Source organism: Sulfitobacter sp. TCYB15, assembly GCF_040435955.1.
GTDB classification, from domain to species: Bacteria; Pseudomonadota; Alphaproteobacteria; order Rhodobacterales; family Rhodobacteraceae; genus Sulfitobacter; species Sulfitobacter pontiacus.
Genome location: NZ_CP159193.1, coordinates 1362902 through 1385727 on the forward strand (window position 1 = coordinate 1362902; position 22826 = coordinate 1385727).

Below are 22826 nucleotides of genomic sequence, written 5' to 3' on the forward strand. Positions count from 1 at the left end.
AAGTTTCTAGTTCTGCAAACCGTATCTTTGCAAACTAACGGCGGCAAGGCCCGTCAGGCAATGCCAAGCGCCCGTTCACGGCGGATCACGACCAAGATCGACGCGACGCCCGCGACGGCGGTAGCCAGCATGATCCAGAGCAGCGGATAGGCTCCGGTTTCTTCGCTCAGCAGGGCACCGGCCAAAATGCTCAGCCCCGCACCACCGCCAATCATGATCGCGCCGCCAAGCCCGGATGCCGTGCCCGCCAGATGCGGGCGCACAGACAACAGGCCCGCGGTGGCGTTGGGGATGCACAGCCCGTTGCCAAGGCCCACCAGCGTCATCATCCCGAAGAACGACAGCGGCGATCCATAGCCCAGCAGGAAGATCATCATCGACACCGACCCGCCAATCGCATTGGCCAGACAGCCCCAAAGCACCAGCGTGTTGACGCCGACCACGGTCGCCTTGCGGGCCGTGATAAAGTTGCCAAGGAAATAGCCCACGGCGGGCGCGCCGAAATAGATGCCAAGCTCGGCCGGTTCCATGCCGAAAACGACGCTGCCCACAAAGGGCGCGCCGCCAAGGTAGGCAAAGAACGCACCCGAGCAGCAGGCCGCCGCCATCGAGTACCCCCAGAACCGCGGAGAGCCGAGCAGCTCGGGGTATTCGGCGAATTGCTGGGTCAGCGTGCGCCCTGACGCGACGTGGGTCTCGCCAAGGTCGAACCATGTGATCGCCAGTACCAGCGCCCCGATCCAGAACATCGCCCAGAAGGTCGCCTGCCAGCCGAAGGATTGTTCCAGCAACCCGCCCACAGCGGGGGAGATCATGGGCACCAGCGCCATGCCCATCGTGACATAGCCGATCATCGAGGCGGCTTTGTCTTGGGCAAACATATCGCGCACCACGGCGCGGCTCAGCACCATCGACACGGCGACGATGGCCTGCACGCAGCGGAAGGCAAGAAACACAGCCGTCGTGGGGGCATAGATACAGCCCACCGTCGCGACCATATATATCGCCAGCCCCCACAGCAGCACATTGCGGCGGCCCAGATTGTCCGAAATCGGGCCGATCAGCACCTGCAATACCGCGCTGCACAGTAGATAAAGCGGGACGGAAAGCTGCATCACAGCGTAATCGGCGTCGAAATATTCAGCCATTGCGGGAAGGCTTGGCAAGAACATATTCATCGCCAGCGCCCCGATCCCCGACAGAAGGATCAGCGTGGAAATATGCGGGGGGGATGTTTTATCCAGAAAACGGACGGGGTTATCCTTGATCATTGCATATCAGTATGCCTGCGGTTGCATCTTGTCTATCCAGAACCATACGGTAACCAAACGATTTGCAAGTTTTCAATTAGCAAAGAGATGGGTGTATAGTTTTTGCAAATTTGCAAAAATGCGCTTTGGTTCGCGCGGGGGCGGCGTTACGGTGGCGGAAATCTTATAGAGGTGCGTGATGAAAGATATTCTGGAACAGCTTGAAACCCGCCGCGACGACGCCCGACTGGGCGGAGGGCAAAAGCGCATTGATGCGCAGCACGCCCGTGGCAAGCTGACCGCCCGCGAGCGGATCGACCTGTTGCTTGATGATGGGTCGTTTGAAGAATTCGACATGTTCGTTACCCACCGCTGCACCGACTTCGGGATGGAGCAGCAAAAACCCGCAGGTGACGGCGTTGTCACCGGTTGGGGCACAATCAACGGCCGTCTGGTCTATGTCTTCAGTCAGGATTTCACGGTCTTTGGCGGATCGCTGTCCCAGACCCACGCGCAGAAGATCTGCAAGATTCAGGATATGGCGATCCAGAACGGTGCGCCTGTCATCGGGATCAACGATTCCGGCGGTGCGCGTATTCAGGAAGGCGTCGACAGCCTCGCGGGTTATGCCGAGGTGTTCCAGCGCAATATCGAAGCCTCCGGTGTGATCCCGCAGATCAGCGTGATCATGGGGCCATGTGCGGGCGGTGCGGTCTATTCCCCTGCGATGACTGACTTTATCTTCATGGTTAAAGACACGTCCTATATGTTCGTGACAGGCCCTGACGTGGTCAAAACCGTGACCAACGAACAGGTCACCGCAGAGGAATTGGGCGGCGCGACGACGCACACGCGCAAATCCTCCGTTGCGGATGGCGCGTTTGAAAATGACGTCGAAGCACTGGCCGAGGTGCGTCGTCTGGTCGATTTCCTGCCCGCCAACAACCGCGACATGCCGCCTGTGCGCCCGTTCTTTGACGAACCCGACCGGATCGAGGCGTCGCTTGATACATTGGTGCCCAGCAACGCCAACACGCCCTATGACATGAAAGAGCTGATCCACAAGCTTGCGGATGAAGGCGACTTTTACGAAATTCAGGAGGACTTTGCCAAGAACATCCTGACGGGCTTTATCCGTATCGAAGGGCGCACCGTGGGTGTGGTCGCGAACCAGCCGATGGTGCTGGCGGGTTGCCTCGATATCGACAGCTCGCGCAAGGCGGCGCGGTTTGTGCGCTTCTGCGATGCGTTCGAAATTCCGATCCTGACGCTGGTGGACGTGCCCGGCTTTCTCCCCGGTACGGGGCAGGAATATGGCGGCGTGATCAAACACGGTGCCAAGCTGCTGTTCGCCTATGGCGAAGCGACGGTGCCGATGGTGACGGTCATCACCCGCAAAGCCTATGGCGGCGCGTATGACGTGATGGCGTCCAAGCACCTGCGGTCCGACTTCAACTATGCGTGGCCCACAGCCGAGATTGCCGTGATGGGGGCCAAGGGCGCGACAGAGATCATCCACCGTGCCGATCTGAACGACCCCGAAAAGATCGCGCGCCATACCGCCGATTACGAAGAGCGTTTCGCGAACCCCTTTGTCGCGGCAGAGCGTGGCTTTATCGACGAGGTGATCCAGCCACGCACCACGCGCAAGCGGATTGCCCGCGCCTTTGCCTCACTGCGCAACAAGAAAGCCGCGATGCCTTGGAAAAAGCATAACAACATCCCGCTCTAACGTCGTTTAATCCATATCCCTCGCGGGGCCTTTGCGGGCACCGCGAGGGGCAGGAGACCGCTTTGGTTACCGATCACCCCTCTCTTTCCGCGTCATTGCCCTTCGGGCTGCATCCAGCGGGTGCGGCACTGAAGTGGCTTGCGGTTTGCGCAGCTTTCGCCACGGCCTCTGCCGCGGCGCAGCCGGTCGAGGTGCCGTCGGGCGAAAGCATCGAATTGCAAGAGGTGCTGATAGACGAGGTGGGGGTGCAGACATGGCTGCGCTTCCGTTTTGTGGCCCCTTATATCGCGCGCGATACGGGCGCTGTGGACTTTGCGCAGGTTGGGGCCGATATGACCTATCTGTGCGACGCGCTGGCCATTCCCTACATGGCGCAACATGCGCTGGACGGAGAGGTCATCGTGATCTCTTTGGCTGATCGCGTCACGGAATTCGGGGTGTCCGACCCCGATGCCACACAGTTTTTCGAGGCATTTCGCCTGAGCAACGACACCTGTATCTGGGAGGGCCTTTGATGCACCCACAACATCTTGCGAGCGCTGCGGCACCAGCGCGCCGAACTGCGGCTTTGGCGTCACATCTGGCCGCATTGGAAAGCACACCGTATGCAACGCCAATGAACTGCGATAATGTCGCGGCGGGGAATACCGACGTATTTCTTACTTTAACATCGGGGTCTGATTGGCATGAGGCAGTGCCGGGCCCTTTAAACAGTGACAGGAGACTTAGATGTCCAAGAGCATCACAATGCTGGCCGCATTCGGCCTTATCGCAGCCGTTGCGGCATGCGCACCCAAGCAGCAAGAAGAATATGTCGTGGTCGCACCCGAGCCCATCTCGGTTGAGCCCGTGTACACAGGCAAGTACAAGTAATGCTTGTCGGGGACAGGCCTCTGCGCCTGTCTCCAACCCCTCTGCGGCATGTAACGCAGGGGTAGCACCGCGCATCGCCCTCGCAGTCTGGGGGGTATCATGCTGAAACATCGCGGTTTTCCGGGGCGTATGCCCGGATCAGACTATCAGTTCGTTATCCGTCGCGCCAATCCGCGTGGGGTCACCCCGCTGACCCGTCGCGAACGCCGTTCCGACCGCAAGGCGGCGGACCGTCGCGTTGACACGGCCTTTATGCGCGCGCTGTGGGAAGCCTTTGGCGACCAGCCGTTCGAAAGGGGCAATCTGGACGCGGGCCGTTTGTCTTGGCTCTTTGGTCGCGAGGTCGTCGCGGTAGACGACCCCTTTGATCCAGCCGACTATGACGCGATGCTGGTCATCAACGAAGCCCTTGCCCGGGCGTCTTTCCCCGACGCGTTCGAGGATTGATCATGCGCGTCGCCCCCTTCCTTTCGGCTGGTTTTCGCCACGTGCATGGCATGTTGGGCGGTAATTTGCCCGTTGGGGCAGGGGCGCGCGCCGTTATTCAAACCGCGGTGGAACCTTCTGCGAAACCATGCGTTTATCAGTATCACATCGCGAATAACGCACGATCAATAAAAGGTTTAATCCCATGTCCATCAAAACAATTCTTCTCGCCGTTACTGCGTCCGCTGGCCTCGCTGCATGCGGTGACACACTGGGCGAACAAGCGCTCGGCGGTGGTGTCGTGGGTGCCGGTGCTGCAGCCGTCACAGGCGGTAGCCTCGCGCAAGGCGCGGCCATCGGTGCCGGCGCAAATGTACTGGCGTGCCAAACCGGCGCAGTACGCTGCCAATAATCTGACATCTGCCGCGGCCTTGGGTCGCGGTAGCTGCAGTGCCAAAGATTTTGCCCCGCTCAGCCGCGTGCTGATGCGGGGTTTTTCCGTTCACTCAAGACCAAAAGGGACAGTCGATGTTCAATAAGATCCTGATCGCCAACCGCGGCGAGATTGCCTGCCGCGTTATCAAGACCGCCAAGAAGATGGGCATCGAAACCGTCGCCGTCTATTCCGACGCTGATGCGCAGGCGTTGCACGTCCAGATGGCCGATGAGGCGATCCACATCGGCCCGCCCGCCGCGAACCAGTCGTATATCGTGATCGACAAGATCATGGACGCGATCAAGCAGTCGGGCGCGCAGGCCGTACACCCGGGCTATGGCTTCCTGTCCGAGAACGCGAAATTCGCCGAGGCGCTCGAGGCCGCTGGCGTCGCCTTTGTCGGCCCCCCTAAGGGCGCGATCGAGAAGATGGGCGACAAGATCACCTCCAAGAAAATCGCGCAGGAAGCCGGTGTTTCCACCGTCCCCGGCTACATGGGGCTGATCGAAGACGCGGATGAGGCGGTGAAGATCTCGAACGAAATCGGCTACCCGGTGATGCTGAAAGCCTCTGCCGGTGGGGGCGGCAAGGGCATGCGTATCGCCTGGAACGACGAAGAGGCCCGCGAGGGGTTCCAGTCGTCCAAGAACGAGGCCGCCAACAGCTTTGGCGATGACCGTATCTTTATCGAGAAATTCGTCACCCAGCCGCGCCACATCGAAATTCAGGTGCTTTGCGACGCCCACGGCAATGGCATCTATCTGGGCGAGCGCGAATGTTCGATCCAGCGCCGCAACCAGAAGGTCGTGGAAGAGGCCCCGTCGCCTTTCCTTGACGAAGCCACCCGCAAAGCCATGGGCGAGCAATCCGTCGCCTTGGCGCAGGCCGTTGGCTATACCTCTGCCGGTACGGTCGAATTCATCGTGGACGGCGACAAGAACTTCTACTTCCTTGAAATGAACACCCGTCTTCAGGTGGAACACCCCGTGACCGAGCTGATCACCGGTGTCGATCTGGTCGAACAGATGATCCGCGTTGCCAATGGCGAAAAGCTGACCATCACCCAGGACGACGTGAAACTGACCGGTTGGGCGATCGAAAACCGGCTATATGCCGAAGATCCGTACCGCGGCTTCCTGCCCTCCATCGGGCGTCTGACGCGCTACCGTCCTCCGATGGAGATTGCGGCCGGCCCCTTGCTGACCAACGACAAATGGCAGGGCGATGCGCCAGCGGGTGACACGGCTGTGCGCAACGATACCGGCGTCTACGAGGGCGGCGAAATCTCGATGTATTACGACCCGATGATCGCCAAGCTGTGTACATGGGCACCGACCCGCGCCGAGGCGATTGAACGCATGCGCGTGGCGCTGGATAGCTTCGAGGTCGAAGGCATCGGGCACAACCTGCCGTTCCTCTCTGCCGTGATGGATCATCCGATCTTTGTCGAAGGCAACATGACCACCGCCTTTATCGCCGAACAATACCCCGACGGCTTCGACGGGGTAGAGCTGCCCGAGGCCGAACTGCGCCGGATCGCGGCGGCCACCGCAGCCATGCACCGCGTCGGAGAGATCCGCCGGACACGCGTGTCGGGCCGCATGGACAACCACGAACGCAAGGTCGGCACCGCCTGGAACGTCGCGCTGCAAGGCCAGTCGTTCGATGTGGAAATTCAGGCCGACCCAAAGGGCGCGACGGTGACCTTCGACGACGGCACAGCGCTGCGCGTCGCGGGCGACTGGACACCGGGCGACCAACTGGCCGAGATGACCATCGATGACGCACCGCTGGTGTTCAAGGTCGGCAAAATCTCTGGCGGGTTCCGCGTGCGGGCCCGTGGCGCGGATATGAAAGTGCATGTGCGCAACCCGCGTCAGGCCGAACTGGCCCGTCTGATGCCCGAGAAACTGCCGCCCGACACATCGAAAATGCTGCTGTGCCCCATGCCGGGTCTGGTGGTGAAAATCGATGTAGAGGTCGGCGACGAGGTGCAGGAAGGCCAGAACCTCTGCACCATCGAGGCGATGAAAATGGAGAACATCCTGCGCGCCGAGAAGAAGGGCAAAGTGTCCAAGGTCAATGCCGCAGCGGGGGATAGCCTCGCTGTGGATGATGTCATCATCGAGTTCGAATAAGCGCCATGCCAGCCGTTGCCATCATGGGATACAACACGGCGCTGCGGGGGATCCCTTCGCAGCACCGGCCCATATTGCAGCGGCTGCTGGCTGTTCAGTCGAAGATTTTACCCGACTTTTCCTTGGCTTCGCGAATTTCGCGTTGCCGGATGGTCATTTTGTCGATGCTGCGGGTGATCTCGCGCACATCCCAGGGGCGGGGCTTGCGCAGCTTGATCCCGCCGTCTTTGCCCACCAGCACCAACATGAACCCGCGCGGCCGCATCCGCAGCCGCAACGGGCTGCGCGCGCCCGGGTCGGTATCGGTCAGGACAATCACGTCACGTTCGATCAGGTCTTCGGGCTGTTCGCGCAAAAGCTCCATCTGGGATTGGAAGGCGGGGTCATCCTCGCTGTCCGCAAAGACCAGAACCGGTCTTTTTTTCCAGTGGAATTCACTTAAATCTTCCATATCTGCGGGCAGGAACAACGTGGGAACCTCGGGTTCCGTGGCCGTTTGCGCCCCCGCCGAGACCGCAAACAATCCTGCAAAAACAAGGGCTATCACTGGTTTCATTTTGTCTCCTGTCCGTACAGATATAAGCTTGCGCGACGCAATTGCGATGCACAACCGGACATCTGCGCATATTAAGCACTCTGCAACAGGTTTGCAGGCATGACTGTGGCTCAAACTCTTAGTGGGCCACAGTGGCTGGCCCCCGTTCAAGGATTGGGCAAGCAGATCATGGATATTCTTCTTCACGTCGGTGCACACCGTACAGGAACCACAAGTTTTCAACGCTATCTGGCGGATCACGCCGATCCCATTGCGGCGCAGGGCACCTGCGTCTGGGGGCCGCGCCAGACCCGTGGCGGGCTGTTTGCGGGGCTGTTTCCGGCGTCGGGAATGCTGGCCTCGGGGCCGAATTTGGTAAACGGGCGCGTGTCGCTGCTGATGGGCAAGGCGCGGGACCTGGGGGCGGATCAACTGCTGATCTCGGACGAGAATATGATCGGCTCGGCGCGCCATTCGGTGCGCAGCGGGCGGCTGTTTCCGGCCATCGGCGAACGTATGGCGCGGTTCGGGGCCAGCTTTGGCGGGCGCGTGACGCAGGTGGTGCTGACCATCCGGCAGACGGACCATTGGTGGGCCTCTGCGCTGGCCTATACCGTGGGGCGCGGGCATCCCGTACCGGATGCCGACCAGATTGACCGTATCGCTCATGACCGGCGCGGCTGGCGCGATGTCATCACCGATCTTGCCTGCGCCTTGCCCGAGGCGAAGATCAGCATCGCCCGCTATGACGATTACGCGGGCCGCCCCGATGCGCTGTTTACGCAGCTCACCGGTCGTGCTGCCCCCGCCACCACCCAAGGCTATTGGCTGAACCGCCGCCCGGACGAGGCCAGCCTGCGCGCGCAGATGGGCCCTGCCGTGGCAGGGCTGCGCAGCGACGGGCTGGGCAACTGGCACCCCTTTAGCGACGCGCAGGCCGCAGCCTTGCGTGAAACCTATGCGGACGATCTGTTCTGGCTGACAGCCGGTGCGGATGGTCTTGCCACCCTGACAGAGACATCAACCGCCCCAAGAGCCGGCACAAGCTGGCCAGACGGCGATAGAAGAAAAGGACACCACCATGACAGCGGACAAAGAAAACTGGCGCAATCTGGCTGAGGCGGAACTGCGCGGGCGTAGCCTCGATGACCTGACGTGGCACACGCTGGAAGGCATTGATGTCAAGCCGCTTTACACGGCGGAAGACACCGAAGGGCTGGACCATCTGGGCGGCATCCCCGGCGAGGCACCCTTTACCCGCGGGGTGAAGGCGACCATGTACGCCGGCCGCCCGTGGACGATCCGCCAATATGCGGGGTTCTCTACGGCAGAGGAGTCGAACGCCTTTTACCGCCGCGCCCTTGCGGCGGGGCAGCAGGGGGTGTCGGTGGCCTTCGATCTGGCCACCCACCGCGGCTATGACAGCGACCACCCGCGCGTCGAGGGCGACGTGGGCAAGGCGGGCGTGGCCATCGACAGCGTCGAGGATATGAAGATCCTGTTCGACGGCATCCCGCTCGACAAAGTCTCGGTCTCCATGACGATGAACGGCGCGGTGATCCCGATCCTGGCGAATTTCATCGTCGCGGGCGAAGAGCAGGGGCATGATAAATCCGTGCTCTCGGGCACCATTCAGAACGATATTCTGAAAGAATTCATGGTCCGCAACACCTATATCTATCCGCCCGAGCCCTCGATGCGGATCATCGGGGATATCATCGAATATACCTCGGACCACATGCCGAAATTCAACTCCATCTCGATCTCGGGCTACCACATGCAAGAGGCGGGCGCGAACCTTGTGCAGGAACTGGCCTTTACCCTTGCCGATGGCCGCGAATATGTGCGCACGGCGATTGCCGCGGGCATGGATGTGGACCGGTTTGCACCCCGGCTGAGCTTCTTCTTCTGCATCGGCATGAACTTCTTTATGGAGGCCGCGAAACTGCGCGCGGCGCGTCTGCTGTGGTCGCGGATCATGGATGAATTCAAACCGAAGAACCCCAAATCCTCGATGCTGCGGACCCACTGCCAGACCTCCGGCGTGAGCCTTCAGGAGCAAGACCCCTATAACAACGTGATCCGCACCGCCTACGAGGCGATGAGCGCGGTTCTGGGCGGCACGCAGTCGCTGCACACCAATGCCCTGGACGAGGCGATTGCCCTGCCCACCGATTTCTCCTCTCGCATTGCGCGCAACACGCAGCTGATTTTGCAGGAAGAAACCGGCGTCACCAATGTCGTCGACCCGCTGGCCGGCAGCTACTATGTCGAGAAGCTGACCGCCGATCTGGCAGACGCCGCGTGGAAGCTGATCGAGGAAGTGGAAGAGCTGGGCGGGATGACCAAGGCCGTCGCCTCCGGCATGCCGAAACTGCGCATCGAAGAGGCCGCCGCCACGCGTCAGGCCAAGATCGACCGCGGCACCGAGGTGATCGTCGGGGTCAACAAATACCGCCGCGAGGTCGAGGACGAGATCGACATTCTGGACGTCGATAACGTCAAGGTGCGCGACAGCCAGATCAAGCGTCTCGAAGCGATCCGTGGCGCGCGTGACGAAGACGCCTGCAAAGCCGCCCTGGCCGAGCTGACCCGCCGCGCCGCAGAGGGCGGAAACCTGTTGGAAGGGGCGGTCGAAGCCGCCCGCGCCCGCGCCACCGTAGGGGAGATCAGCATGGCGATGGAAGAAAAATTCGGACGTCACCGCGCCGAGGTCAAGACATTGGCCGGCGTCTATGGCGCGGCCTATGAGGGCGACAGCGGCTTTGCGGAAATCCAGAAATCGGTCGAGGATTTCGCCGAAGCCGAAGGCCGCCGTCCGCGTATGCTGGTGGTCAAGATGGGTCAGGACGGGCACGACCGTGGGGCCAAGGTCATTGCGACCGCCTTTGCCGATATCGGGTTCGACGTGGATGTGGGGCCGCTGTTCCAGACCCCCGCCGAGGCCGCGCAGGACGCCGTGGACAACGACGTGCATGTCATCGGCATCTCGTCCCAGGCGGCGGGTCACAAAACGCTCGCCCCACAGCTGATCAAGGCGCTGAAGGATCAAGGGGCCGAGGATATTCTGGTTATCTGCGGCGGGGTGATTCCGCAGCAGGATTACAAGTTCCTCAAGGATGCGGGGGTCAAGGCGATCTTCGGGCCGGGGACCAATATCCCCAATGCCGCGCAGGATATCCTGAAACTGATCCGTGCCGCACGCAGCTAAACGGGCGCGAGGGGGCTGTTTGCCCCCTCACACTCCCCCGAGGATTTGAACCATCTGGAAGCAGGACCAATGATCGAACTGGACCATCTTGCCGTCGCGGGCGAGAGCCTGAAAGCCGCCGCTGACATGGCCGCGCAGGTGCTTGGGGTGCCGTTGCAGCCGGGTGGCGCACATGCGGTGTTTGGCACGCATAACCATCTGCTGGGGCTTGCGGATGCGCTGTATCTGGAGGCGATTGCCGTCGACCCCGACGCGCCTGCGCCTGCCTATGCGCGCTGGTTTGATCTGGACCGGTTCAACGGACCGGCGCGGCTGTCCAACTGGATTTGCCGCTGCGATGATCTTGAGGCGACGCTGGAAGCCTTGCCCGAAGGCTATGGCGCGCCGGTGGCGTTGCAGCGTGGGGATCTGCGCTGGCGTATGGCGGTGCCGGAAACCGGTATGCTTCCCTATGACAATTGCGCCCCCGCCTTGATGCAATGGGAAGGCGAGGCCCATCCGACCCAGCGGCTTGATGCCTCTGGCTGTCGTTTGGTGACATTGACGGTCCAGCATCCGCAGGCCGAGACGTTGGCGGCAGCGCTTGCCCCGGTCTTCACCGATGCGCGCGTCGTGTTCGAGGTCGGAACACCGGCGCTGTCTGCCCGTTTTGACACGCCCGCGGGCCGTGCTGTGCTGGCGTGATCATCCGGCCTGCAACGGGCAGTGATGCCGGTGTGGTGGCGGCCCTGTGGAATGTGATGATCACGCAAACGCTGTTCACCTTCACGTCGCAGCCCAAGACCGGTGCAGAGGTCGAGGCGCTGATCGCCGGTCGCACGGGTCAGTTCTGGGTGGCCGACGCGGAGGGTGTCGCCGGTTTCATCACCTACGGGGCTTTTCGCAGCGGGGTGGGGTATCGCGATGCGGTGGAGCATTCGATCGTGCTTGATGCCGCTGCACAGGGCGCGGGTGCCGGCCGTGCCTTGATGCAAACTGCCTGTGATGCGGCCGTCGCACAGGGGCGGCGCGTCATGGTGGCGGCGATCAGCGGGGCCAATCCGGGTGCCATCGGCTTTCATGCGGCACTCGGGTTTGATCACGTGGGCAGGATGCCGCGCATCGGGCAGAAGAACGGGCAGCAGCTTGACCTAATTTTGATGCAGAAAATGCTGACGCCCCGCTGACTTCCCCGGCGCTGCCCCGTATGGTGGGCGTCATGTCTATTTGGTCTCGCATCACCGAAGCTTTGTCAGCGCTCACCGCCGGTGAGGGGCTGTCGGCTGTTTTCGACCGTCTGCGCACCCCGCCAGAGCGGTCGGTGGCCTTTACCATCGCGGTGATCGCGCTTGGGGCCAAGATGGCCAAGGCCGACGGGCAGGTGACCCGCGACGAAGTTACCGCCTTTCGTGAAGTGTTCCAGATTGCCGAGGCCGACCAGCAGGGGGCGGCGCGGGTGTTCAATCTGGCACGGCACGATGTGGCCGGGTTCGAGGATTACGCCGCGCGCATTGCGCAGATGTTCGCGGACCAGCCCGAAACGTTGCATGATCTGATCGAAGGGTTGTTCCACATTGCCATGGCCGATGGCATGTACCACCCGAACGAGGATGCGTTTCTGGTGCGGGTGGCGCAGATCTTCGCGATGGATGACAGCGATTTTGCCTCGCTTCGGGCGCGGTTCGTGCCCGATACCTCGCCGCTGCCCCATGCGGTTCTGGGCATTCCCCCCAATGCCTCGCTTGAAGAGGGGCGCGCTGCCTGGCGCAAGCTGGTGCGGGCCAATCACCCCGACGCTCTGGTCGCCCGCGGCCTGCCGCAAGAGGCCATCGCCATGGCCGAAAAACGCATGATCGACATCAACCGCGCGTGGGAGACCTGGTCAGGCAAGGCACAGTAATGCGGATCGCGACCTATAACGTCGAATGGTTCACAGGTCTGTTCGACGATGAGGATCAACTGTTGCTGGATGACGGGTGGTCGGCACGCCACAATATCACCCGTGCGCAGCAGGCGCAGGCTTTGGGCACCGTGTTTCGGGCGATGGATGCCGATGCTGTGATGGTGATCGAGGCCCCTGACCAAAGCCGAAAACGCGGCACGGTGGCCGCATTGGAACGCTTTGCCGCGCATTTCGATCTGCGCACACGCAAGGCAGTGATCGGCTTTGCCAATGACACGCAGCAGGAAATCGCGCTGTTGTTCGATCCGGACCGGCTGTCGGCCATCCATGCGCCCGGTGGTGCGGTCGGGCAGGGGGATGCGCCGCGCTTTGACGGGACGTTGGACATTGATCTGGATATCGACGCGCGCGAGGATCATGTCGTCTTTTCCAAACCGCCGCTCGAGCTTGATATCGTTACCTGTGAAGGGGTGCCGTTTCACATGATCGGCGCGCATCTGAAATCCAAGGCCCCCCATGGGGCCAAGACGCCGCAGGATGCGCTGCGCATCGGTATCGCCAACCGACGCAAGCAGTTGGCGCAGGCGATCTGGCTGCGTCGGCGGATCGATGCGCGGCTCGACGATGGCACGCCGCTGATGGTCTTGGGCGATCTGAACGATGGGCCGGGCCTTGACAGTTTCGAGGACCTTTTCGGGCGGTCCTCGGTCGAGATTGTGATGGGCCACCGGCAGGATCGCGCGCTCGTCGATCCCCATGCGATCCGCGCCTTGGGCCAGCGGATCGGGGCGATGCCCACCACGTCACGCTTCTGGATCGCGCCCGAAAAACGTTATCTGCAGGCACTGCTGGATTACATCATGATCAGCCCGTCCCTGACCGCGTATCGGCCGCACTGGCGCATCTGGCACCCGTTGGACGATCCGGAATGCTGGGGGGATGCCGCGTTGCGCGACGCCTTGATCACGGCGTCGGATCACTTTCCGGTGACGATTGATCTGGACCTGACGACGCGCCTTTAATCCCGCTTTCATCACAAGATGAAATAGGGCAGTCTTCGCAGCATGAGACAGTTTCTTTTGACCACCACCCTGATCTGCCTGTCCAGTGTCGCCGTGGCACAAGAGCAGGAAAACGACGGCTCCGGCTTTTCCTTGATGGAACGCGGGGCGCGGGATTTCTTTGACGGTATGAAGAAAGAGATGGCCCCCGCGCTGGAAGGGCTGGGCGAGTGGGGGCGCAAGGCCAGCCCCGCGCTGCGGAATTTCATCTCCGAGATGGGGCCCGCCTTTACCGATCTGCTGGAAGAGGTCGAGGATTGGAGCGTCTATGAGCCGCCCCGAAAGATGCCCAACGGCGATATCGTGATCCGCCGCAAGCCAGACCCCGCGCCGGAAGATGGCATGCCCGAAGACAAGACACCCGATGAAACGCCGCCCCCGCCCGCGATCTATCTGGACGAGGTGCCCGCAGATCGACCTGTAAGACAGGCTATTTCTTGCAGGTCTTAAGCTGGACCTCGGCCCCCAGGGACAGGGCGAGGGAATTCAGCCGCGCTTCGGCGACCTCTCCGAACAGGGGCATCATGTCGTCGGTCAGCCACAGCTCCAGCAGCTTTTTCTTGGGGAACCAGCGCAGGTGGCCGCGCTCTTCCTCTGGGTTCATCCACAGCATCGCGCCAAAGCGCATGGCCTTGCCCAGAATCTCGGCCTCTAGCCGTGTCTTTTCATCGACCATTTCATAGAGGTCTTCGAAACGGGTATTCTCGCGCTTGTTGGAATAGCGGTGCAGCAGCGCCAGCCCCAGATAGATCCGTTCTGAGTGTTTCAGCCCGCCCAGATTCGCCCGTGTTGCGTTGTCGAAACAGACTTCGGCGCGGTAGTCGGGATGCGCGCGCCAGCTGACGTCGTGCAGCAGGCAGGCGGCCTTGACCAGACGTTTGCGCTGCGGCGGCGCGGATTTATAGAGCGGCAGGATGAAGTCGAACAGCGCCTTGCCGAACCCCGGTGTGCGCGCGTCCTTGGCTTCGGCAAAGCGGCAGGCCTCGATCAGCGGGTCGCGGTCGCGCAGGCGTTGGGGCATCTGTTCATACAGCATCCCCTCGCGGATCCCGTAGCTGGAGATCGCGATATCCTTGGGTTTGAAGGTCTTGACCAGCCGCGACAGCACTTCGGCGGCAAAGGGCACCAATGCCATCCGGCTGGAGGAGACGCCGCTGATTTTGCGCAGCTCTTCATGGTCGCTGGTCTGGATGTGTTTTACCGTCTCGCGGACGGATTTCGGGGTCATCCGGTATTCATGCAGCACGTGCAGCGGGTAGCCGCGACGTACCATGTCGATGCGCGCGATGGCACGCCATGAGCCGCCCACCAGAAACAGACGGTCGCGCTGTGCGCCCATCTTTTCGGCCAGCCCTTCGATCACTGTCTTGATCTGCGCCTGCCGTGCCTTGGCACCGCCCTTGATGTCGCGCAGTTTCAGCGGCCCAAGCGCCGAGGTCACCCGTTTGCCCACGCGCCCGCCCGAGATTTCTGCCAGCTCCATCGACGACCCGCCGATGTCACAGACCAGACCAAAGGCACCGGGCCAGCCCAGCAAAACACCCTGCGCTGACAGCCGCGCCTCTTCCTCGCCGTCGATGACCCAGATCTTCAGGCCCGTCTCGCGCTGCACCTCGTCGCAGAAATCACGCCCGTCGCTGGCATCGCGCACGGCGGCGGTGGCGACGACGGTCAGCTCGGACAGGCCCATGCCCTGTGCCAGCTTGCTGAAGCGGCGCATGGCAGAGAGGGCGCGGACCCGGCCTTCGGGCGACAGATGGCCTGTTTCGGCCATGCCCGCCCCAAGGGCGCACATGATTTTTTCGTTGTAGAAATAGGCAGGCGACCGCGCGGCCCCGTCAAACACCACCAACCGGACAGAGTTCGACCCCACATCGACCACACCCACACGCGCCAGCGCACGGGCCGATGGGTCTTGGAACAGGGGTTTGCCGAACAGGCCCAGATCAGCGACGCCCGTTTCGGGGACGGGAGAGGGCGGAGGGGTGTCGGTTTTATCTGCCACGGACGCTCCTGCGGGGGCCTTTGTTTGGGGGGCAAGTTGGCCCAGCCGGCCCGCCGCGTCAATCGTTAACGCAAACGGGCACGTGAAAAACCCCGCCGCGTTGGGGGGATATAAACGCCAGCGGGAACGCAATCGGACAGATGCGCCTTCGGCGAGAGTTTACAGGCAAAATGAAGCGGTTAGTCTTCGGTATGGGTCAGTTTCGGGACGTCGGATGCGCCCGCCGTGCCACGCCCGGAGAGAGAGGGGTTCTCCATGAAGAAGCGGTGGCAGTTGAAGGCGAAGGTGCCTTCTGCAATCTCGGGGCGGGCAAAGCTGCCATCGGGGGACATGACCCAGCTTTGCGCCACATCCGCAAGATTGGCCGCCATGACCTGACTGGTGATCTGCGCCTTGACGGTGGGGTTCTCGATCTCGACCAGGGTTTCGACGCGGCGGGTCAGGTTGCGGCCCATCCAGTCGGCGGAGGACATGAAGACCCGCGATTTCTTATGCGGCAGCCCGTAGCCATTGCCAAAGCAGACGATGCGTGAATGCTCCAGGAAGCGCCCGACGATGGATTTCACGCGGATGTTTTCGGATAGCCCCTTGATGCCGGGGCGCAACCCGCAGATGCCGCGGATCACCAGGCTGATTTTTACCCCTGCCTGGCTCGCGGCGTAAAGCGCGTCGATCACATCCGCATCCACGATGGAGTTCATCTTGGCCCAGATCTCTGCCGGTTTTCCAGCTGCGGCATGGTCGGCCTCGGCGGCGATCATCGCCAGCAGGCGCGGCTTCAACGAGATGGGCGAGATGGCGAGGTTGTCCAGCGTGTCAGGTTGCGCGTAACCCGACAGGTAGTTGAACACTTTGGTCGCGTCGCGGCCCAGCTTCTGGTCACAGGTGAACAGCGACAGGTCGGTATAAATGCGTGCGGTGATCGGGTGATAGTTGCCCGTGCCATAGTGGGTATAGGTGACCAGTTGATCGCCCTCGCGGCGCACCACGGTCGAGATTTTCGCGTGGGTCTTGAGGTCGAGAAACCCATAGACGACATGTGCGCCTGCGCGTTCCAGCCGGCGCGACTGGCGGATGTTGGCCGCCTCGTCGAAACGCGCCTTGAGCTCGACCAGCGCGGTGACGGATTTCCCGTCTTCGGCGGCTTCGCACAGCGCCTCGACAATGGGGCTGTCGCGCGAGGTGCGGTAAAGCGTCTGTTTGATCGCCACCACATCGGGATCGCGCGCGGCCTGTGCCAGAAAGCGGACCACCATATCGAAGGTCTCGTAGGGGTGGTGCAGCAGCATGTCCTTGGACCGGATCGCGGCGAACATATCGCCTTCGTGGTCGGTCACGCGTTCGGGGATGCGCGGGGTGAATTGCGGCCAAAGCAGATCGGGGCGGCTATCGGTCACCAGTTCGGACAGGTCGTTGATGCCGATCATCCCGTCCAGTTCGATCACATCCTGCGGGCGCACGCCCAGTTCGGCCATAACCACGGATTTCAGCTTTTCGGGGGCACCGGCGGAATGGGTCAGGCGCACGACCTCGCCGCGGCGGCGGCGTTTCAGGGCGACCTCGAATTCCCGCACCAGGTCTTCGGCCTCTTCCTCGACCTCAAGATCGCTGTCGCGCAGCACGCGGAATTCGAAATGCGCCTTGAGCTTGTAGCCCGGAAACAGCCCCGGCACCTTGAGCACCAGCAGATCTTCGAGCGGCAGGAACCGCAGCGAGCCTTCGGCGGCGGGCAGGGCGACGAAACGGTCGATCTGCGCCGGGATCGGCAGCAGCGCCTGAAGCGGGCGCTTGTCGCTGGTGCGTTCCAGTTGCAGCGCCAGCGCGTAGCCGGTGTTGGGGATGAAGGGGAAGGGGTGCGCGGGGTCAATCGCCAGCGGGGTCAGAACCGCAAAGACACGGTGCAGGAATACATCGTCAAGATAGGCCAGATCGGCCGCGTCCAGATCAGCGGCGCGTTCGAGCATGATGTTCTGGTCGTCCATCTCTGACATCAGATCGACCAGCACGCGCTGTTGTTCGGTCATCAGCTTGCGCGCGTCTTCGTTGATCAGCACCAGTTGCTGGGCAGGTGTCAGCCCGTCGCTGGCGGGGGTGGTGTTGCCCGCTTGAGCCAGCTCGCGCAGGCCCGCAACACGCACGGTATAGAATTCGTCGAGGTTGCCCGCAGAGATCGACAGGAAGCGCAGGCGTTCCAGCAGCGGCACGCGGGGGTTCTTGGCCTCTTCGAGAACACGCCAGTTGAACCCGAGCCAGCTGAGCTCGCGGTTATAGAAACGACCGGGGCCGGTGATGTCCAGATCGGGCATATCCTGCGGCGGAACGAAGGCGGATTCGAGAAAGTCAGCGTTTGTCATGACGGCCTTATGGCGTTGCATTGTAATGGGTTTGTGACGAAATCTGAGAAGATTATCGCGCGGCGTTAAACCCATTGTCCAGCACTTGTGCGGCCAGCGCCCGTGTCACCGGCTTTTGTTGCGCCAGACTGGCGGCATCCAGGGCCGCGACCAGATCACCCGCAGCTGCGAAAGACCGGTCCATGCGCAGCAACAGATAGGGGATCACATCGGGTTTGGGGGTCAGCTGGCGGTCGGCCAGCAGCTTGGCCATGACGGCCGTGAGCAGGCTGTCATCGGGCGCTTCAAGTGCGGCCGCCGTCGCCGCGCGCATACGGCTGGTCAGATCAGGCAGATGCAGCCCCCATTGGGGCACCGCCGGGGTGCCGGTCAGCAGCAGGCTATGGCCTTCGGCCAGCACCAGATTGTGCAGGTGGAAAAGATGCGTCTCGGCCGCATTGTCGCCCGCGATGTCGGGGACATTCTCGACCGCCAGCGGGCCTTGGGCCAGCGCGGGGATATCGCCTGTGGCAATGTCGCGCGCGTCGATGATGCCCGCGCCGGACAGATTGGCCCAGACATGCGCCAGATGGGTCTTGCCTGACCCGGGCGGGCCGGTCAGCACCATCTTGCGCCCCGCCCAGGCCTGCCAGCCCTCGATCATGGCCACGGCAATCGCGTTGGACGGGGCGACGAAAAAGTCGTCCCGTCCCAGTGCGGGGCGGCTGGGAAGGTCAAGTCCAAGCTGTTGTGCCATCGTGTCAGTCCGCCGTTTCGTCCAAGGTCTTGCGCTGCGTGCCCTGATATAGCGAGCTTTCGACATATTGCTCGGTCGCGAAGCGTGCAATCACGCCAAGGGCGGCGGCAATCGGCACGGCGGCCAGCATGCCGACAAAGCCGAACAAGGAGCCAAAGACCGACAGCGCGAGGATCAGCCAGACCGGATGCAGCCCGACCGAATTGCCCACCAGCTTGGGGGTGAGGAAGTTGCCTTCAATCATCTGGCCGAGCACGAAGATGCCCGCCACCATCCCGATCGAGAACCAATCCCCCCAGAACTGGAACAGCGCCAGACCGATGGCCAAGGCTCCGCCCAGAACCGCGCCGAGATAGGGGATGAAGGTAACCAGCCCCGCGATAAAGCCCACGACAAGGCCAAATTGCAGCCCCACCAGCATCAGCGCGATGGCATAATAGGCCCCTAAAATCAGGCAGACGGTGCCCATGCCGCGGATGAACCCCGCCAGCGTGCGGTCGATGTCACGCGCAAGGCGACGGATCACCGGCGCGTGGTCGCGCGGCAGCAAGCGGTCGATCTGGGCGACCATACGGTCCCAGTCCAGCAGCAGATAGACGGCAACCACCGGCACGATCACAAACAGCACCATCACGTTCAGCAGCGACGCCGCCGAGGAGATCGCCGTGTTCAGCACCTCGCCGCCCCGTTCCTGAATGGTCGACCCGATAGAGTTGATCGAGCTGCGCAGCGTCGATCCTTCGTCCAGCAGGGCGGGGAAACGTTCGGTCAGGAAATTGGTGAAATTGCGGGTCAGCTCGGGGGCGACCTCGAACAGGTTGACGGCCTGATTGATCAAGGTCGGGATCACCAGCAGGGCCATCAGCACAAAGATCAGCAAGGCGACAAGCGTGATCACCATCGTGGCCATCGCGCGGCTTAGACCCATGGCTTCAAGCCGGTCGGCCACGGGATCCAGGAAATAGGCAATCGCCGCCCCGATCAGAAACGGCAGCAGCACGTCACCGGTGAACCACAGGAACACCAGAAAAAGCGCCCCCGCGACACCCCAGTATTTCATCTGATCTCTGATAGGCAGGCCCATGCCGCATCCTCGCATTCTGGTTTCGGTCGACATTGCGCAACGGGGGCGATTTTTCAAGGCCCGTGGTGAAATGGATCGGCAGCACCCGCCGATAGGGCAGGTGCCTTCGGCGAGGATTTAGAGCCATTTGGAAGCGGGCGTGGCGCGGTCAATGCAGGCGGACGCCCTGATCTTGCAGGGTTTTTTGCACGCGCTCCAGCGGGACGGCGTCCAGCGGGCAGCCCGAAGCCAGCGCGATGGCCGCCGCGACGCCCGCGCCTTGGCCCGCCACCGTGCAGCACGCCATGTTGCGCGTGGCGGCATGGGCAATTTTATCGCCGCCGATGGCGCGGCCCGCGACGAGCAGATTCTTCACCCCTTTGGGCAGCATCGCACGGTAGGGGATATGCATGTAGCGCCCCGTGGTGGGGATGATCAACACGCCGTAGCCGTCGATGAACTCGGGGTAGATGCCGATACTGTCGTCAAATCGGGCCTGCTGGCGCACGTCGGTTTCGGTCATATTGTAGACCGCGTCGATCTTGCGCGTATCGCGGATGCCAATGCTCATGCCGAAATTGCGCAGCCGCGCGGTCTCGCAGCCCGGCGTATAGGCCTTGAGCGCGTCAATCGCGTGCATCGCCTGCGCGCGGCCCTCGATCTCGAAGCGGGTCATGCTGTCGGGGTCGGTGCCGTCGCATTCCGCAAGGTGGATCAGGTTCATATAGGTCATCTCGCCACTGTCATGCACAGCGCCCCATGTGCCCCCGATGGTATTGAGGTTGGCGGGCATACGCCCGTCGCGGATGGCCTGGGCAAAGGGTTTGGCCAGAAACGGAGAGAACATCGCGTCTTCCTTGCCATCGGTTTCAACCACCCATTCGCCTGTGGACCAATTGGCATAGGTTTGCGGGTCGGCCTTGACCCCCGCCATGAAGGCCGCCTTATCGACGCCCGCGATGTGGAACATGACCGAGGCGGCCTGCATCTCCTCGACCGGGGTCTTGTAGGTCGGGGCACCGGCACGGTGGGCGACATCGGCGTCGCCCGTGGCATCGATCACGATTTTGGCGAGGATCGCCTCGCGGCCCGCTTTTGATTCGACGATGACACCCCGGATCGTGTCGCCCTCCATGATGGGGGCTACGAACTGGCGGTGCAGCATCGGGTGGATGCCTGCTTCGGTCACCAGCCGGTCGGCGACAAGTTTGAACCCCTCGCTGTCCAGCTCGTAGCTGAGCGATTGGGATTCGGGGCTGGCTGCCCCCATCGCCTTGGCGCGTTCCTCGAATTCCCAGCCGATGCCGCCGGCCTCTATCGTCTGTTCATGGCGGTACCAGGCAAAGCCTTCGACCCCGACCACGGTGATATTGCCGCCAAAGCAGCCGAACCGGTCGAGCAGCGTCACCTCTGCCCCGGCGCGGGCGGCGGCAAGGGCCGCGGCCAGACCACCGGGGCCGGAGCCGATCACCAGCACGCCGGTCTCGTGGATCACAGGGGTTTCGCGCGCGGGCTCTAGGATCATGGTCATGGGGCGTCCTTTTTGTTTTGTGCCGCTGACAACAAACGCGTCTGTGCGCCGAGGGTCAATCGGTTGCGGGACGCGGGACCTGGTGCCCCGCTTCTTGGTGCCTGCTGTTGGTGCCCCGTCTCTTCGTGATTGTCTCGGCGCGGGGATTATCATAGTCAGGTGCCAATTCACTCTGAGAGGATCATCATGCGTCTGTCCCGTTATTTTTTGCCTGTGCTCAAGGAAAACCCCTCTGAGGCGCAGATTGTCAGCCACCGGTTGATGCTGCGGGCGGGCATGATCAAGCAATCGGCGGCGGGGATCTATTCGTGGTTGCCGCTTGGCTTCAAGGTGCTGCGCAAGATCGAAACCATCGTGCATGAAGAACAGCAGCGCGCGGGCCACATCCCGATGCTGATGCCGACGTTGCAATCGGCGGACCTGTGGAAGGAATCCGGCCGCTTTGACGCCTATGGCCCCGAGATGCTGCGCATCAAGGACCGTCAGGACCGCGATATGCTTTACGGTCCCACGAACGAGGAAATGATCACCGATATCTTCCGCAGCCACGTCGGGTCGTACAAGGACCTGCCGATGACGCTGTACCACATCCAGTGGAAATTCCGCGACGAGGTCCGCCCCCGTTTCGGCGTGATGCGGGGCCGCGAGTTCCTGATGAAGGACGGCTATACCTTTGATCTGACGAAAGAAGATGCGCTGCACGCCTATAACCGCCATCTGGTGACCTATCTGCGCAGCTATGAACGCATGGGGCTCCAGGCGATCCCGATGCGCGCGGACTCCGGCCCGATCGGCGGCGACGACACGCATGAATTCCTCGTGCTGGCGGAAACCGGCGAATCCGAGGTGTTCTATGACAGCCAGATCACCGAGCTGAAGTTCGGCGACCGCGAGATCGATTATGATTCCGTCGACCAGTGTCAGGCCGTGATGGAGGAGTTCACCTCGCGTTATGCCCGCACGGACGAGACCCATGACGAAGCGCTTTTTGCCGAAGTCCCCGCCGAACGCCAGCGCAGCGCGCGCGGGATCGAAGTGGGGCAGATCTTCTATTTCGGGACGAAGTATTCCGAACCGATGGGGGCGACCGTACAGGGGCCTGATGGCAAGCCTGTGCCCGTGCACATGGGGTCGCACGGCATCGGCGTCAGCCGTCTGCTAGGCGCGATCATCGAGGCATCGCATGACGACAAGGGCATCATCTGGCCCGAGGGCGTGACGCCCTTCCATGTGGGGATTGTGAACCTCAAACAGGGCGACGAACAGGCGGATGCGGCCTGTGACGCGCTATATGCCAGCCTGCAGGCTCTGGGTCTGGACCCGTTGTATGACGACACCAAGGAACGCGCGGGTGGCAAGTTCGCGACGATGGACCTGATCGGTCTGCCATGGCGGATCACCGTCGGGCCGCGGGGGCTGAAAAACGGTGTGGTCGAGCTGACCTCGCGCCGCAGCGGCGAAAGCGAAGAGATGACGCCCGAGGCCGCGGTTGAAAAGATCGCCGGGATTTATCGCGGTATCGCTTAACCTTTAACGACGGGCCTTGTAACGACGGGCCTTGAAAAACGGGGGCGGATCATGAAGCGCTGCACA

General features: G+C 62.2%; 21 protein-coding genes. 14 read left to right on the forward strand and 7 right to left on the reverse strand.

The features are described 5' to 3' along the window. Positions 1 to 53: 53 nt before the first annotated feature. Positions 54 to 1271 (reverse strand): multidrug effflux MFS transporter, encoded by a 1218-nt coding sequence (locus ABM428_RS06475; protein ID WP_005852318.1) that lies wholly within the window; start codon positions 1269 to 1271, stop codon positions 54 to 56. A gap of 178 nt (positions 1272 to 1449) precedes the next feature. Here ABM428_RS06475 and ABM428_RS06480 point away from each other — a divergent pair, with 178 nt between their 5' ends. From ABM428_RS06480 to ABM428_RS06505, 6 genes are all read left to right on the forward strand, one after another. After that, positions 1450 to 2982, forward strand: a complete 1533-nt coding sequence (locus ABM428_RS06480) for an acyl-CoA carboxylase subunit beta (RefSeq protein WP_037943769.1) — start codon at positions 1450 to 1452, stop codon at positions 2980 to 2982. 62 nt (positions 2983 to 3044) lie between these two features. Further along, the gene (locus tag ABM428_RS06485; protein WP_235183764.1) at positions 3045 to 3497 is read left to right on the forward strand and encodes a DUF6497 family protein; all 453 of its coding nucleotides are present in this window, start codon (positions 3045 to 3047) and stop codon (positions 3495 to 3497) included. A 214-nt stretch (positions 3498 to 3711) separates the two neighbouring features. Beyond that, positions 3712 to 3855 carry a hypothetical protein gene (locus ABM428_RS06490; protein WP_005852323.1) on the forward strand — a complete coding sequence of 48 codons (144 nt, stop codon included), beginning with the start codon at positions 3712 to 3714 and terminating at the stop codon, positions 3853 to 3855. Between the two features lie 99 nt (positions 3856 to 3954). Beyond that, entirely contained in the window at positions 3955 to 4302 is a 348-nt protein-coding gene (locus tag ABM428_RS06495) for a hypothetical protein (protein WP_005852325.1), read from the forward strand. 184 nt (positions 4303 to 4486) lie between these two features. Beyond that, positions 4487 to 4693: a hypothetical protein gene (locus ABM428_RS06500; protein WP_005852327.1), complete on the forward strand. Its 207-nt coding sequence runs from the start codon at positions 4487 to 4489 to the stop codon at positions 4691 to 4693. A gap of 116 nt (positions 4694 to 4809) precedes the next feature. Beyond that, a complete protein-coding gene (locus ABM428_RS06505) occupies positions 4810 to 6855 on the forward strand; it encodes an acetyl/propionyl/methylcrotonyl-CoA carboxylase subunit alpha (protein WP_009826508.1) in 2046 nt (681 codons plus the stop codon). 94 nt (positions 6856 to 6949) lie between these two features. Here ABM428_RS06505 and ABM428_RS06510 read toward each other — a convergent pair whose 3' ends face one another. Next, complete coding sequence (locus ABM428_RS06510; RefSeq protein ID WP_132996898.1) at positions 6950 to 7411, reverse strand: DUF4174 domain-containing protein; 462 nt, start codon at positions 7409 to 7411, stop codon at positions 6950 to 6952. Positions 7412 to 7579: 168 nt separating this feature from the next. Between ABM428_RS06510 and ABM428_RS06515 the strand changes: the two genes are divergently transcribed. From ABM428_RS06515 to ABM428_RS06545, 7 genes are all read left to right on the forward strand, one after another. Beyond that, positions 7580 to 8509, forward strand: coding sequence for a hypothetical protein (locus ABM428_RS06515; RefSeq protein WP_132996897.1), 930 nt, complete (start codon positions 7580 to 7582; stop codon positions 8507 to 8509). Next, entirely contained in the window at positions 8472 to 10601 is a 2130-nt protein-coding gene (gene scpA / locus ABM428_RS06520) for a methylmalonyl-CoA mutase (protein ID WP_009826511.1), read from the forward strand. Before ABM428_RS06515 ends, scpA begins: the two co-directional genes overlap by 38 nt. Before the next feature lie 69 nt (positions 10602 to 10670). Continuing rightward, positions 10671 to 11285, forward strand: coding sequence for a VOC family protein (locus ABM428_RS06525; protein ID WP_353628304.1), 615 nt, complete (start codon positions 10671 to 10673; stop codon positions 11283 to 11285). After that, positions 11282 to 11767 carry a GNAT family N-acetyltransferase gene (locus tag ABM428_RS06530; RefSeq protein WP_132996895.1) on the forward strand — a complete coding sequence of 162 codons (486 nt, stop codon included), beginning with the start codon at positions 11282 to 11284 and terminating at the stop codon, positions 11765 to 11767. Before ABM428_RS06525 ends, ABM428_RS06530 begins: the two co-directional genes overlap by 4 nt. 32 nt (positions 11768 to 11799) lie before the next feature. Continuing rightward, on the forward strand, positions 11800 to 12480 hold the full coding sequence (locus tag ABM428_RS06535; protein ID WP_064217454.1) for a molecular chaperone DjiA: 681 nt from the start codon (positions 11800 to 11802) through the stop codon (positions 12478 to 12480). Beyond that, positions 12480 to 13505, forward strand: coding sequence for an endonuclease/exonuclease/phosphatase family protein (locus ABM428_RS06540; protein WP_132996894.1), 1026 nt, complete (start codon positions 12480 to 12482; stop codon positions 13503 to 13505). The genes ABM428_RS06535 and ABM428_RS06540 overlap by 1 nt, the downstream gene beginning before the upstream one ends. 42 nt (positions 13506 to 13547) lie before the next feature. Beyond that, positions 13548 to 13994 carry a hypothetical protein gene (locus ABM428_RS06545; protein ID WP_353628305.1) on the forward strand — a complete coding sequence of 149 codons (447 nt, stop codon included), beginning with the start codon at positions 13548 to 13550 and terminating at the stop codon, positions 13992 to 13994. Here ABM428_RS06545 and ppx read toward each other — a convergent pair. The 5 genes from ppx to ABM428_RS06570 all read right to left on the reverse strand — a co-directional run bounded on the left by ppx (position 13975) and on the right by ABM428_RS06570 (position 21233). Continuing rightward, entirely contained in the window at positions 13975 to 15549 is a 1575-nt protein-coding gene (gene ppx / locus ABM428_RS06550) for an exopolyphosphatase (protein WP_037954289.1), read from the reverse strand. The genes ABM428_RS06545 and ppx overlap by 20 nt on opposite strands. A 179-nt stretch (positions 15550 to 15728) precedes the next feature. After that, positions 15729 to 17903: an RNA degradosome polyphosphate kinase gene (locus ABM428_RS06555; protein WP_037944974.1), complete on the reverse strand. Its 2175-nt coding sequence runs from the start codon at positions 17901 to 17903 to the stop codon at positions 15729 to 15731. 52 nt (positions 17904 to 17955) lie between these two features. Continuing rightward, entirely contained in the window at positions 17956 to 18639 is a 684-nt protein-coding gene (locus ABM428_RS06560; protein ID WP_005852349.1) for a hypothetical protein, read from the reverse strand. A gap of 4 nt (positions 18640 to 18643) precedes the next feature. Further along, on the reverse strand, positions 18644 to 19723 hold the full coding sequence (locus tag ABM428_RS06565; protein ID WP_037943783.1) for an AI-2E family transporter: 1080 nt from the start codon (positions 19721 to 19723) through the stop codon (positions 18644 to 18646). A 148-nt stretch (positions 19724 to 19871) separates the two neighbouring features. Continuing rightward, positions 19872 to 21233, reverse strand: a complete 1362-nt coding sequence (locus ABM428_RS06570; RefSeq protein WP_037943785.1) for an FAD-dependent oxidoreductase — start codon at positions 21231 to 21233, stop codon at positions 19872 to 19874. Positions 21234 to 21419: 186 nt separating this feature from the next. Here ABM428_RS06570 and proS point away from each other — a divergent pair, with 186 nt between their 5' ends. Next, a complete protein-coding gene (gene proS / locus ABM428_RS06575) occupies positions 21420 to 22760 on the forward strand; it encodes a proline--tRNA ligase (protein ID WP_132996891.1) in 1341 nt (446 codons plus the stop codon). The last annotated feature ends 66 nt before the right edge of the window (positions 22761 to 22826 follow it).